Source organism: Mucilaginibacter sp. (assembly GCF_028288205.1).
Taxonomy (GTDB): domain Bacteria; phylum Bacteroidota; class Bacteroidia; order Sphingobacteriales; family Sphingobacteriaceae; genus Mucilaginibacter.
Genome location: NZ_JAQBOD010000011.1, coordinates 115,643 through 129,359, shown reverse-complemented (window position 1 = coordinate 129,359; position 13,717 = coordinate 115,643). Strand labels below are relative to the sequence as shown.

Below are 13,717 nucleotides of genomic sequence, written 5' to 3'. Positions count from 1 at the left end.
TTTTGGAGCTATGCCTGCCTGCAATTTTAAAAGCGATTGCCCTGGCTAATCATCCAATTAGCCTCAAACAGGCTTGGAATACTTAAATTGATTTAAAACAAAAAATGCAGATGCTATTAAAACATCTGCACATCCGCATATTTGCACATCTGCAAATCGTCTATAACTTAATCTCCTCATCCTTCGATGAGAAAAAATGAAATTCTGTAATTTGATAAGCCGGGTTGCTTTTAACTTTTATCCATTGGCCATATTTAAAGAACCATTTTACCTGGCGGGTCATGATAAAGCCCTGCCTGATGTAGGCCTCAATATAAGGATGTACAGAAAGGGTTATGCCTTTTTCGTTTTGCTCGGTTAAAACGTAATTGAAGTTATTCTCAATATCATCCAGCAATAAAATAGTTGGCCTTATGGTTCCCGTTCCGTGGCAGGCCGGGCAAACTTCGCTGGTAACAATATTCATCTCGGGCCTTACACGCTGGCGTGTAATTTGTACCAGCCCAAATTTACTTGGCGGTAAAATAGTATGCTTAGCCCTATCAAGCAACATCTCGGCACGTAAATAATCAAACAGATCTTTGCGGTTGTTGGGCTTGTGCATATCAATAAAGTCTATCACCACAATACCACCCATATCGCGCAGGCGCAACTGGCGGGCAATTTCTTTGGCTGCTTCTTTATTTACCTGGAACGCGTTTTCTTCCTGGTTCTCTTTGCTGGCTGTACGGTTGCCGCTGTTTACGTCAATAACGTGCAGGGCCTCTGTATGCTCAATTACCAGGTAAGCGCCGCCGGCCAGGTTTACCGTTTTACCAAAAGCGCCCTTTATTTGTTTATCAACACCGTAGTGCTCAAATATGGGTTCTTTGTGTTTGTGTAAACGAACGATGCTTTCCATTTCCGGAGAAATATCATGAACGTATTGGCGCACTTCTTCATACAAAGCCGCGTCGTTCAAATAGATGTGCTGAAAATCGGGATTTAATATATCCCTTAAGATAGTTGATGTACGGCCAATTTCGCCCAGTACTTTTTTACCCGGCTCGACCGATGGCAGGCGGGTAATAAAAGATTCCCACTTTGATATCAGGTCAAGCAGGTCCTTCTGCATTTCTTCAACACCCTTACCTTCTGATACGGTGCGTATAATTACCCCGAAGTTTTTTGGCTTTATGCTTTCAACAATTCTGCGCAAACGGTTCCTTTCCGTGTTGCTCTTTATCTTTTTTGAGATAGAGATAACATCAGAAAAAGGCACTAAAACTACATACCGGCCTGCAATAGATAGATCTGAACTTAAGCGGGGGCCTTTTGTAGAAATTGGCTCCTTGGCTATTTGTACAGGTATAAGCTGGTTTTTGGTCAATATCTCAGAGACCTTTCCGCCTTTGCTAATATCCACCTCAAGCTTAAAGTTATCTAAAAGCTTTGACTGGTATCCACCACTACGCACTTGCTTGGCCAATTTAAGCAGGCTTTGAACCTGCGGACCAAGATCAAGATAATGCAAAAATGCATCCTTCTCATAACCTACATCAACAAAAGCAGCATTTAAACCGGGCATTATTTTTTTAATACGGCCCAGATATATATCACCAACAGTATAATTGTTGCTGATTTGCTCTTTATGTAGTTCTACAAGTTGTTTATCCTGTAATAATGCAATAGTAGCCCCGTTAGGGGATGAATCGATAATTAATTCTTTTATCAACTGCTACTCCATTTCTTAAACGGTATAATTACCGCATATTAAAAACAATAGGGGTAAAAAACAATACTGTATGCACTTTACTTGCTATAAAGCAGGTAAAAATAAGGGGCTAAATAGCCGCCTTATTTCTTTTTATGCCTGTTTTTTCTTAAACGCTTTTTGCGTTTATGGGTAGCCATTTTGTGTCTTTTACGTTTTTTACCGCTTGGCATAATAATAATTTTTTAATGTGTTAATTTTTTAATTCCTTAATATATTGATCTATGCGCTGACCAAAAACCGGGTCGGGCATCATTTCTTTGCATTTTTGATAAGCTGCAATCGCTTCTGCTTTTTGTCCCAATTGCTTGTAGCTTTCGGCCAAATAAAAGTATGGTTCAAATTGAGGCTTGTGCGCTATAATTGTTTTAAAGCGCTGCACGGCCTTTTCATACTGTCCTGATTTCATAGAGAACAAACCTAAATTAAGGTTTGCGCTTTCATTGTTGGGGTCTTGCTTAACAACATCAAGCAACAAGGCAATACCTTGCATTGGTGTTGCGCCGCCGTTTACATAAGCAACACCTAAACCTGTTTTTCCTTCAAGGCTTTCGGGTTTAAGCTTTAATACATTTTGAAACGCCTCGACCGCATTTGCTATAAACACCGGTGTTACCGAAGTATCCTGTGTTAGTTTAAATGCATCATTAAAACGGCTGCCCGCATTTAACCAATCGGTTAACGTATTTTCTTTACGTGCAAGCTCCAAATAATAAAATGCTGCCGGCGCGGGTTGATTAACATCGTCCCATCGGGTAGCTAACTCCTTTTCAAGCTTTAGCCTGTCTGCATCGGCAGTAGCGTTTTTTAACTGTCCCTCTAAATCGTTGATCTTTGCCGATAAGGCTGCACCAATTGCAGTTTTAGCCGGTTCTGATACGGTTGCCACAGTAATATTTGCCTGGGGCCGCTCTGCAGGAGCACCTTTGGCGGTATCATGTGTCGAACTTGCTTTTATTAAACCTTTTACAGGCAATGAATACAAATAGCCCATAATAGCTACTATAGCTACCATAACAACTATTTGTTTCTTATTCATCTGCTTATTTTGTATTAGATGTTTTATTGCCGCTTTTAACTTTTTCAACAAAAGTTTTTGCGGGTTTAAAGCTTGGAACAAAATGCTCAGGAATAATTATAGCAGTATTTTTTGAAATGTTACGTGCTGTTTTTTTCGCTCTTTTCTTTACCACAAAACTTCCAAATCCTCTTACATAAACATTCTCACCACCTACCATTGAGTTTTTAATAACCTTAAAAAACGCCTCAACGGTTTCTTGTACATCAACCTTCTCAATTCCTGTTTTAGATGAGATTTCAGTTATAATTTCTGCTTTAGTCATATCTGATTTTCCTTAATTTAACTTTATTTAAAATGTAATTACTTAACTGTTTTGGGGTTGCAAAAGTATTGCTTTATTACTAAAGATCGAAATTATTAACACATTTTTTTTACTTAAGGCAAAAAGTGCTACATAATCTTTACAAATACCACGCCATTAAGCACTTATTACTATATTTTTGTTCATTATGAATTTCTCTGACGAATTGGTACAGTGGTACAATGAAAACAAACGCGACCTGCCCTGGCGCAACACAACCGATGCTTATATTATTTGGCTATCTGAAGTTATTTTACAGCAAACCCGCGTAGAGCAGGGACTGCCCTATTTTTATCGCTTTCTTGAGAACTACCCCGATGTTACCCGCTTTGCCAATGCCAGTGAAGATGAGATATTAAAACTATGGCAAGGCCTGGGATATTACTCACGGGGACGCAACATGTTGAAAACCGCACGTATTGTTCAGGAACATTTTAACGGAAAGTTTCCGCAAGCGTATGATCAGCTAATTAAGCTAAAAGGGATTGGCGAATATACCGCTGCTGCCATCGCCTCATTTTCTGCTAATGAGGCAAAGGCTGTGGTTGATGGTAATGTTTATCGGGTTATAGCCCGTTACTTCGGCATTAGTGAGCCAATAAACAGCACAGCAGGTAAAAAAATATTCCAAGCTACTGCAAACGATTTGCTTAACAAAAAAATGCCGGCAGTACATAACCAGGCCATGATGGAATTTGGGGCCATGCTTTGTAAACCAAAAAATCCGGCTTGCGGCACATGCCCGGTTAAGGAAGGATGTTATGCTTTTATAAATAATGCCGCTGCTGCTTTACCGGTAAAACTCAATAAGGTTAAAATAAGGGAGCGATTTTTCAACTATTTTCTATATACCGACGGCGGCAGTATTTTAATGAACAAACGCGATGAGAGCGATATATGGGCCAATATGTACGATTTGCCTTTAATAGAAACTTCATCTTTATTGCCACTTGATGAGTTATTGGCATTGCCCGAAACCGCAGCATATTTTGGTAATAGTCTCAAAATATCAGGAAATGTAATGGTAAAAAAGCACCTATTAACTCATCAGCATTTGCATGTTCGTTTTATCACATTATCGCAGCAGCCTATAAAAATAAAAGAAGGCTGGGTTTTCATAAAAGTAGAAAAAGCAAAAAAAACAGCTTTACCTAAGGTGATTTTTATATTTTTAGATAATTTTTTAAATTAGAAATAAATATCCTACATTTAGATTATGTCTGGAATCAATAAAGTAATACTGGTTGGCCATTTAGGCAAAGACCCCGAAATACGCCAGTTAGAAGGTGGCGTGTCTGTTGCAAGCTTCCCCCTGGCCACATCAGAAACCTTTAACAAGGATGGTAAAAAAGTTGAACAAACCGAGTGGCATAATATTGTACTCTGGCGAAGCCTTGCGGATGTAGCAGCTAAATTTTTACAAAAAGGTAAACTGGTTTACATTGAAGGTAAATTACGTACCCGATCTTTTGAAGATAAGGAAGGCATTAAAAAATATACTACAGAAGTAGTGGCCGAGAACTTTACCATGCTGGGCCGAAAAACTGATTTTGAGCCGGATGCGTTTCCGCGCAATGGAGTAAGAAGTGTAGAGGGTTCAAATGGTTTTGACAACAGTACAGAAGAAATTTAATCACAATATATGAACCAATGCATGCCCTCGCTGTTAGTTCAGGAGGGCTTTTGTTTTTTTAAGCTATTATCTTTCCTTCGCTGTGGCAGTATTGTTTCAAACAAGAATAGTTAATTTAAATCCCAAGTTAAGTTAATAAGTAATGGAGGGGGTGATTTTTGCGTTAAATTAGTACTTTTAGAATAATATTGGTTTGTATTATATGCTTGTTACTTTATATAGATCATGCGGCTACATCATTCTTCCCATCAAAACAATATACTAATGAAAAAGACGCTTATTTTATTTTTCGGCTGCATTTCATTGATCACTTTAACCCAGGCCCAGGGTATAGACAGAAGTTCGTTTATTAAAGATAGCCTTGATATTTATATAAACCGGGCATTAACTAACTGGCGCATTCCCGGCGTTGCTGTTTGTATAGTAAAAGACGATAATGTGGTATTAATGAAGGGTTATGGCGTTAAAGAACTTGGCCTGGCAAACAAAGTTGATGAGAATACGCTATTTATGATAGGCAGTAATACCAAAGCCTTTACGGCTACCGCCCTGGCTATGCTGCAAGAGGAAAAAAAACTATCGCTTGATGATAATGTAACCAAATATTTGCCCGGTTTTAAGCTGGAAAATAAAGCAGCAGGTGAACAAGCCATAATTCGCGATCTATTATGCCATAGATTAGGCTTTAAAACCTTCCAGGGAGATTTTACTTTTTATAACACTGATCTTACCCGCCAGCAGATTATTGAGAAACTGGGCCACATGAAGGCTACCTATCCCTTCAGAAGTAAGTGGGGATATACCAACGCGGCATTTTTAACAGCAGGCGAGATCATTCCAAGGGTTTCGGGCAAATCATGGGAAGCATATTTACAAGACAATATTTTTGCCCCTTTGGGTATGACCAATACATTAGCGCTAACAGCCGATATGCCCAAATCATTTAACAGAACGGTACCACATACATTGGTAGACGACCGTCTTACCGCCATACCTTATGCTCAATTAGATGGAATAGCACCTGCCGGCAGCATTTCATCATCTGTAAATGATATGAGTAAATGGGTAATGGCACAATTAAATTTTGGTAAAGTTGGTACAAGACAGGTTATACCGATGGCTGCAATACAAGCAACCCGGCAGCCGCAGGACGTAGTAGGCAGCATCCGCCACCTAAATGGCGAAATCAATTATGAATTATACGGGCTTGGGTGGTTTTTGCAGGATTATTCGGGCCATCGTTTGGTAATGCATGATGGAGGAGTAAATGGTTATGTATCATCTGTAACACTCGATCCGCAAGATCATTTAGGAATAATTATTTTAACCAATACAGATCAAAACGCATTTTACGAAGCTCTGCGCTGGGAAATTATGGATGCCTATTTTAAAAAGCCTTACTTTAATTACAGCGATGCTTATTTAAGTTTTTTTAAAGCCAATATTGCCCGCGAACAAAAAGTTAATAAAACCCTGCGTGATTCGGTTGCGTTAAATTTGCCGCCAGCTATGCCTGTAGTAAATTATACGGGTAAATATTACAATGAACTATATGGAAATATGATAATTACCCAGGGCGAAAACAATGACCTGGAGGCCCGTTTTGAGCACCATACCAAAATGTTTGTGCGCTTGCAGCCTTTAGGCGGCAACAGGTTTTATGCCACTTTCTCTGACCCGGTATTTGGTAAAACTGTTTTCCCTTTTACCTTTCAAGACGGAAAAATAACAAGCGTAAAAGTTAAAGTAGCAGACTTTGTAGAAGCCGACCCGTATGAATTTAAGAGGTTAAATTGATAGGTATTATGCTATTAATTAAACCCTTGCAGCGTAATACTATTAAATATTACAACAGTATTGGCCGGAATAGCGCCATGGGCTGTATTACCATAACCCAACCCCGAAGGAACTATTAATAAAATTGTTCCGCCTGTGCCAATTTTGGGTAAACCTATACGCCACCCTTCTATAAGCTGCCCAAGTGGTGCAAAATAGCTGCTGGCTCTGCTGTCAAGAGCAACGCCATCTAATGTCATAGATGTATATCCAACGGTTATATTAGAAGCATCTGTTGGGTGTGCTCCTGTACCGGCATTAATTACCTGGTAGTAAAGGCCTGAAGGATCTTTTGTAGCGGTAATTTCGGTATGCAGTTTTAAATAAGCCTGGATTAATCCGTCATCTGTTGCCGCTTGTGCTGCAGTATCAAATGTTGCCGCTTTTTTACAAGATGATAAAGCGAAGATAAAAAGGCCAAATAATAAAAAGTATTTTTTCATGCTGTGATTCTGTAATTTAAATTTCTACACGTATTAATTAAAGCCTATAAGGTCAATCGTATAAATAAGTATTGAGTTGGCTGGAACGGTATACTGCGTGGTACTACCATAGGCAAGAGCCGATGGTGTTATAAAATATATCCGGCCGCCATTACTGATCTTAGTTACGGCAAGTTGAAATGCTTTGATAGTTGTAGCATCGCTAAGTTTATAACTCACATTACTCACATGATCAAAAGCGACACCATTAATATATGAATTTGTAAAACTAACCTTTACCGTAGAAGTGGCTATAGGATTGGGTGTTGACGTTTTTGTGAGATCAGGAGTTCCTAGAATTTGTATTTGATAATAGAACCCTGAAGGATCCTTGGTAAGTGTTAGCTTATTGGCTTTTATATAGGCCTGTATTTTCGCATCATCAATCGTTGCCTGTTCGGCAGTTACGTCTGATTTTTGACAAGATGATAATGTGATAACAAATAAACTAAATAGTAGAATATATTTTTTCATGCAGTTTTACTTTACAGCCGGTAATTTATATAAAAATTATATGCAGGGTTAAATTTTAACTTTTTTTAGCATTTGCGCAAAAATACAAAATTATATCCGCTGTAAATTATCAGCCTAATAATCATGTATTCCTGCAATACCGGCTTAGTTAAAGCCTAAGAGTTTTATATCGAACATTAATATGGTATTAGCTTTGATGGGCCCGGTATCAGTATTGCCATAACCTAATGATGAGGGCATAAAAAGCTTTATTTCGCCCCCGGTACCAATTTTAGGTACGCCTATTTGAAAACCTTGTATTGTCTGGCTTAAAGCAAGTAATGCGTTTAAATTTTGGTCGAATACAGACCCGTCTAACCGGCTACCCACATAGTTTACATTAACAACCGATGAGGCCCCGGGGCGCGTATTACCACCGGGAGTAATTATCTGGTAGTAAAGGCCTGATGGATCTTTAACGGCAGTAATGTTATTTGTTTTTAAATAAGTTTGTATGGTGGCATCATCCTGGGCGTTCTGTTTATTAACATCATATTTTTTGCATGATGACAATGCAATGGTTAAAATAACGAATAGTAAAAAGTATTTTTTCATGCAATTTTTACGTTATAACTGTTTTTGTATTTAAAAAGTATGTGTGATCAAAAATTATCGGCTATAATGCTGTTTTAATTTTCAACTCTTTTAACTGTGTATCCGCAATGGTTGATGGTGAGTCTATCATCACATCACGACCCGAATTATTTTTAGGGAAAGCTATAACATCGCGTATAGAATCCAGCCCGGCAAATATGGAGCATAGGCGATCGAACCCAAAAGCTATGCCACCATGCGGAGGCGCGCCATATTCAAAAGCATCCATTAAAAAGCCAAATTGCTTTTGGGCCTCTTCGGCAGTAAAGCCTAGATGCTTAAACATCAGAGCCTGTAATGCACGGTCGTGAATACGTATAGAGCCGCCGCCAATTTCTGTCCCGTTAATAACCAGGTCATAAGCATTGGCGCGCACATCGCCGGGGTTTGTATCCAGCAAAGCAATATCCTCGGGTTTTGGTGAAGTGAACGGATGGTGCATGGCATGGTAACGACCGGATTCTTCATCAAACTCTAATAATGGAAAATCTAACACCCATAAAGGCGCATAAATGTTTTTATCGCGCAGGCCCAAACGGTTACCCATTTCCAGGCGAAGCTCATTTAATTGCTTGCGCGCCTTATCGGCATTGCCGGCTAATACCAATATCAAATCGCCCGGTTCTGCTTCAAACGCGGCGGCCCAGTTGGTAAGATCGTCTTCAGAATAAAATTTATCTACTGATGATTTTAAGGTCCCGTCGGTATTATAACGGCAATAGATCATGCCGGTTGCGCCAATTTGCGGGCGTTTTAACCATTCGGTTAGTTCATCTATTTGCTTGCGGGTATAGTCGGCACAACCTTTGGCGTTGATGCCAACTACTAATTCGGCACTATCAAATATGCCCAGGCCCTTGCCTTTAACTATATCATTAAGCTCAACAAACTGCATTCCAAACCGGATATCCGGTTTGTCTGATCCATATAAACGCATGGCATCGGCATATTGCATCCGCGGGAAATCATTAAACTCAATACCTTTTAGGGCTTTAAATAAATGGCGGGTTAATCCTTCAAAAATATTCAGGATATCTTCCTGGGTAATGAAAGCCATCTCGCAATCTATCTGTGTAAATTCAGGCTGACGATCGGCACGCAGGTCTTCATCCCTAAAACATTTTACGATCTGGAAATAACGGTCGAAACCGCTAACCATTAATAACTGTTTAAAAGTTTGCGGCGATTGCGGCAGGGCATAAAACTCGCCCGGATTCATGCGGCTTGGTACCACAAAATCACGCGCGCCTTCCGGCGTTGATTTGATCAGTACCGGGGTTTCTACCTCAATAAAATCAAGCATATCCAAATATTTGCGAACTTCCTGCGCCATTTTATGACGCAACACTAAATTGTTGCGTATAGGGTTACGGCGCAGATCAAGATAACGATATTTAGCCCTCAGCTCTTCGCCGCCATCAGTTTCATCCTCTATCATAAACGGAGGCACCTTAGACGAATTAAGCACCTCGATGGATTCTACGGCGATCTCAATTTCTCCTGTAGGTATTTTGGTGTTTTTGTTGGTACGCTCAATTACGGTACCGCTTACTTTAATTACAAATTCGCGGCCCAATGTGCGGCTGGTTTCGCGCAGTGAGGCATCGGTATCAATATTTAACACCAATTGGGTTAAGCCGTAACGGTCGCGCACATCAATAAACGTTGTACCGCCAAGGTCGCGCGATTTTTGTACCCATCCGCATAAAGTTACTGTCTGGCCTAAATTATTGATATTTAGTTCGCCGCAAGTATGTGTTCTTAACATAGTAACGTGTTTATAAAGTTTGCAAAAGTACATTTTTGAGGGGAAAGGTGAAAGGTAAAAGGAGAAAGGTTTTAACAGATCTGAAATCAAATATTAAAAACGGATTGTTTGGCTAAAGCCTTTTTCGCCTGTTATTCATTGCCGTCCCATAAATTGGACGGTAATGAATTAAACAAGACGGCAAAAATTATGCAATCATTGCCGTTGGTTTCAACCAACTGATAAGGGCTATAATCGTCCGGCTTTAGCCAAATCAGCCTTAATCCAAAAATCGAACATGCAAAATCCAAAATAAACTATACCTTTGCCCCATAATTCTCAAGGGGTGCCTTGCTTTGGAAAGATAAATATCGCTGCAGCATATTTTACCAAACTGAAAGACAGGCTGAGATCAAACCCATTGTGTTAAGTTAAAAGTCAAAAGTTAAAAGTTAAAAGCCAATATACAGGCCAATGACTAATGACCAATGACCTAATGACTTCCCACATGCACCTGATCCGGGTAATGCCGGCGTAGGGAGAGGTAACAAGTTAAGTGTACTGCATATTCAACCCTGGTGTGCAGATGGTTTAACAATTTTTATTTAACACACATTGAAAAATTTATTCACGGCATTATTTGCCTTGCTGCTGCCTGTCCTGGCATCGGCCCAATTCTCTGTATCAGGGAAAATTACTGACCAGCAAACCGGCGAAGCATTGCCCGGAGCTACTATCACCATTCAAAAACAAGCCATTAGCATAATGTCCGGTGCCGGCGGGAATTACGCTATTGCAAATTTAGCAGGCGGTACCTATACTATTGCGGTAAGCTACCTGGGCTACAAATCGGCACAAAAAAGCATTATAGTATCAGCCAATACAACGGCAAATTTTACTTTAAGCCATAATTCTATCCTTACAGAAGAAGTTACGGTAAGTGCTACCCGCGCTTCGGCAAATTCACCTACCGCTTTTACTAATTTGAGCAAAAAGGACATTGATAAAAACAATTCGGGCCGCGGGTTTGAGTATTTGCTGGAGCAAACGCCATCAACGGTAGTAACTTCTAATGCCGGTGCAGGGGTGGGTTATACCAGTATCCGCATACGCGGATCAGACGCTACCCGCATTAACGTAACCCTTAACGGCATACCCCTGAATGACGCGGAAGACCAGGGCGTGTATTTTGTTGACTTGCCCGACCTGGCCTCATCTGTAGATAATGTACAGGTGCAGCGTGGCGTAGGTACTTCAACCAATGGCGCGGGAGCCTTTGGAGCCAGCATCAACATACAAACCACTACCCGCCGTGATACGGCTTATGCCGAGATCAACAGCTCGGCAGGCTCATACGGTACAGTAAAAAACACGGTTAACGTAGGTACAGGTTTATTAGGCGGGCATTATAGTTTTGACGGGCGGTTATCAAATATGACATCTGATGGTTATATAGAACGGTCGGGCTCAACCTTAAAATCGTTCTTTTTAAGCGGTGCTTATTATGGTAAAACCAGCGTGTTGCGCCTGAATGTTTTTAGTGGATATGAAAAAACCCACCAGACCTGGGATGGCGTGCCCGAGGATAGTGTAAAGCATGGCAACAGGCGATATAACGAACTGGGTTATATAAACTCAAGCGATACTTATTATAATAATCAAACCGATAATTATAATCAGAATTATTACCAGCTGCTGTATAATCAACAGATCAATTCCAAATTATCATTTAGCGGTGCGCTGCACTATACCCGTGGTTATGGTTATTATGAGGAGTTTAAAAATGACCAGGCTTTAACCGATTACGGTATTACGCCGGTTGTTGTTGGCGGTATAACTATTAATAATACTGACCTGGTGCGTCGCCTATGGTTAAAAAACGACTTTTATGGCGCAACCTATAACTTTAACTATAAACCAAACAATAAACTGGACCTGACATTAGGCGGGGCCTATAACGAGTACAGGGGCCAGCATTATAACAATATTGAGTGGACCCAGCAAAGCACCAATATTTTGCCCGATTATGAATATTCGCGCAACAACGCCAAGAAAACCGACTTTAATATTTTTGGCAAGGCCGAATATCATATAGGTAACGTATTGCTGTATGGTGATGTGCAATACCGCCACATTTATTATTCGTTTTTAGGGTATGACCAAAACTTAAAAAATGTACAGCAACAGGTAGGGCTTAATTTCTTTAACCCGAAAGTGGGCATTACCTATAATTTGGATATGAATAATAATATCTATGCTTCGTTAGCGGTGGGTAACCATGAGCCCAACCGCAGCGATTTTGTAAATTCATCGCCGGCAAGCCGCCCGAAGGCAGAGAATTTAAAAGATATTGAAGTAGGTTATCGTACTATCCAATCAAACTTTAGCGCGGGCATTAATGGTTTTTATATGCTGTATAAAAATCAGCTGGTGCTAACGGGTGCTTTAGATGACGTGGGAGCGGCCATACGTACCAACATTAAAGACAGCTACCGTGCAGGTATAGAAGCCAACGCCAAAGTAAAAATAGCATCGCCATTAAGTTGGTATGCTAACGCTACATTGAGTACCAACAAGGTTAAAAACTTCCAGCAGTTTTTACAGAATTATGATACCAATACTTTAGATGCAACGCAATACAATAAAACGGATATCGCTTACTCGCCAAACTTTACCGGCTCAAGCACTATCAGCTATCAGCCTTTAAAAAACGCGGAGATCGCTTTTATCAGCAAATACGTTAGTCAGCAATATTTAGATAACACCTCAACGCAGAGCCGCTCGCTTCCGCGCTATTTTGTGAACGATGTGCGGTTGAATTACAACTTTAATGTAAAGGGCATTAAAAATATTGGCATTGGGTTATTGATAAACAATGTATTTAGCGCCAAATACCAGTCGGACGGTGCAACCTACCCGGATATTGAAGGTGGTAAAGTGGTTAACTACAATTACTACTTTCCTCAGGCGCCGGTTAACTTTTTGGCATCAGTAAATATTCGGTTTTAAAATTTAAAAATACTGTTTGAACGATAAGGGAACTGTCTTTTTGTTCAAACAGTATATATATTATAATAGTTATGACCGCTCAATCCCTGGCGCATCTTTTTAATGAACAAATACAACAAACAACAATTTGGGAGTGGGGAGCTGTATCACTTGGCATTGCCGAAGTATTACTGGCAAAGATTAATAATATCTGGCTTTATCCAACAGGTATAGCAGGCACGGCAATAGGTATTTATATACTAATGATAGCGGGCCTATATGCAGAATCGGCCTTGAGTGTTTATTATGTTGTGATGAGTATTTATGGCTGGATATATTGGGTGAAAAAGAGCGATCATCCCCAGGTAAAGATTTCCTGGACAACACGTAATGAGTGGATAATTACCCTGATTATTGTTTTTGCGGGATGGGGTATACTATTTTTGTTGCTTAAAAACTTTACAGCGTCAACCGTTCCGGTATGGGATGCGTGGGTATCATCAACAGCATGGGCCGGTATGTGGTTGCTGGCCAGGCGTAAATTAGAGAACTGGGTATTATTAAATATTTCAAACCTGTTTGCTATACCGTTGCTATGGCAAAAGCAGCTCGTTTTGTTTTCGGCGTTGACCCTGTTTTTATTTGTTGTAGCCATTTTTGGTTTTTTTGACTGGCGCTCCATTTGGAAAAAAGAACAGCTTATTAATAACGCGTTTAGTGATTAAATTCGATATAGAAAATTAGTTCTCCCGTGAAGTAAGCAAATGCGCAATAAACCTATACCCGTTA

The 13,717-nt window shown here is 40.0% G+C and carries 12 protein-coding genes; 5 read left to right on the top strand and 7 right to left on the bottom strand.

All coding sequences use genetic code 11. The features are described from left to right. Nucleotides 1-160: 160 nt before the first annotated feature. The 3 genes from JWR23_RS02790 to JWR23_RS02780 form a co-directional block, all read right to left on the bottom strand. Nucleotides 161-1,714: an Rne/Rng family ribonuclease gene (locus JWR23_RS02790; RefSeq protein ID WP_299512686.1), complete on the bottom strand. Its 1,554-nt coding sequence runs from the start codon at nucleotides 1,712-1,714 to the stop codon at nucleotides 161-163. Nucleotides 1,715-1,946: 232 nt separating this feature from the next. Next, nucleotides 1,947-2,792 (bottom strand): tetratricopeptide repeat protein, encoded by an 846-nt coding sequence (locus JWR23_RS02785; protein WP_299512683.1) that lies wholly within the window; start codon nucleotides 2,790-2,792, stop codon nucleotides 1,947-1,949. Nucleotides 2,793-2,796: 4 nt separating this feature from the next. After that, nucleotides 2,797-3,096, bottom strand: coding sequence for an HU family DNA-binding protein (locus JWR23_RS02780; RefSeq protein ID WP_299512681.1), 300 nt, complete (start codon nucleotides 3,094-3,096; stop codon nucleotides 2,797-2,799). Between the two features lie 187 nt (nucleotides 3,097-3,283). On the opposite strand from JWR23_RS02780, the gene mutY reads away from it, so the two are divergent. The 3 genes from mutY (at nucleotide 3,284) to JWR23_RS02765 (ending at nucleotide 6,565) form a co-directional block, all read left to right on the top strand. Further along, nucleotides 3,284-4,327 (top strand): A/G-specific adenine glycosylase, encoded by a 1,044-nt coding sequence (gene mutY / locus JWR23_RS02775; RefSeq protein ID WP_299512678.1) that lies wholly within the window; start codon nucleotides 3,284-3,286, stop codon nucleotides 4,325-4,327. 24 nt (nucleotides 4,328-4,351) lie between these two features. After that, a complete protein-coding gene (locus tag JWR23_RS02770; RefSeq protein WP_299512675.1) occupies nucleotides 4,352-4,768 on the top strand; it encodes a single-stranded DNA-binding protein in 417 nt (138 codons plus the stop codon). 264 nt (nucleotides 4,769-5,032) lie between these two features. Continuing rightward, the gene (locus tag JWR23_RS02765) at nucleotides 5,033-6,565 is read left to right on the top strand and encodes a serine hydrolase (protein WP_299512672.1); all 1,533 of its coding nucleotides are present in this window, start codon (nucleotides 5,033-5,035) and stop codon (nucleotides 6,563-6,565) included. Between the two features lie 14 nt (nucleotides 6,566-6,579). Here JWR23_RS02765 and JWR23_RS02760 read toward each other — a convergent pair whose 3' ends face one another. The 4 genes from JWR23_RS02760 to aspS form a co-directional block, all read right to left on the bottom strand. Further along, the gene (locus tag JWR23_RS02760) at nucleotides 6,580-7,047 is read right to left on the bottom strand and encodes an FKBP-type peptidyl-prolyl cis-trans isomerase (protein WP_299512669.1); all 468 of its coding nucleotides are present in this window, start codon (nucleotides 7,045-7,047) and stop codon (nucleotides 6,580-6,582) included. Between the two features lie 33 nt (nucleotides 7,048-7,080). Continuing rightward, entirely contained in the window at nucleotides 7,081-7,560 is a 480-nt protein-coding gene (locus JWR23_RS02755) for an FKBP-type peptidyl-prolyl cis-trans isomerase (RefSeq protein WP_299512666.1), read from the bottom strand. A gap of 144 nt (nucleotides 7,561-7,704) precedes the next feature. Further along, nucleotides 7,705-8,154, bottom strand: coding sequence for an FKBP-type peptidyl-prolyl cis-trans isomerase (locus JWR23_RS02750; protein ID WP_299512663.1), 450 nt, complete (start codon nucleotides 8,152-8,154; stop codon nucleotides 7,705-7,707). A gap of 61 nt (nucleotides 8,155-8,215) precedes the next feature. Beyond that, nucleotides 8,216-9,961, bottom strand: a complete 1,746-nt coding sequence (gene aspS / locus JWR23_RS02745; RefSeq protein WP_299512661.1) for an aspartate--tRNA ligase — start codon at nucleotides 9,959-9,961, stop codon at nucleotides 8,216-8,218. A 594-nt stretch (nucleotides 9,962-10,555) separates the two neighbouring features. Here aspS and JWR23_RS02740 point away from each other — a divergent pair. After that, the gene (locus tag JWR23_RS02740) at nucleotides 10,556-12,949 is read left to right on the top strand and encodes a TonB-dependent receptor (RefSeq protein WP_299512658.1); all 2,394 of its coding nucleotides are present in this window, start codon (nucleotides 10,556-10,558) and stop codon (nucleotides 12,947-12,949) included. 71 nt (nucleotides 12,950-13,020) lie between these two features. After that, nucleotides 13,021-13,653, top strand: a complete 633-nt coding sequence (pnuC, locus tag JWR23_RS02735; protein ID WP_299512655.1) for a nicotinamide riboside transporter PnuC — start codon at nucleotides 13,021-13,023, stop codon at nucleotides 13,651-13,653. The last annotated feature ends 64 nt before the right edge of the window (nucleotides 13,654-13,717 follow it).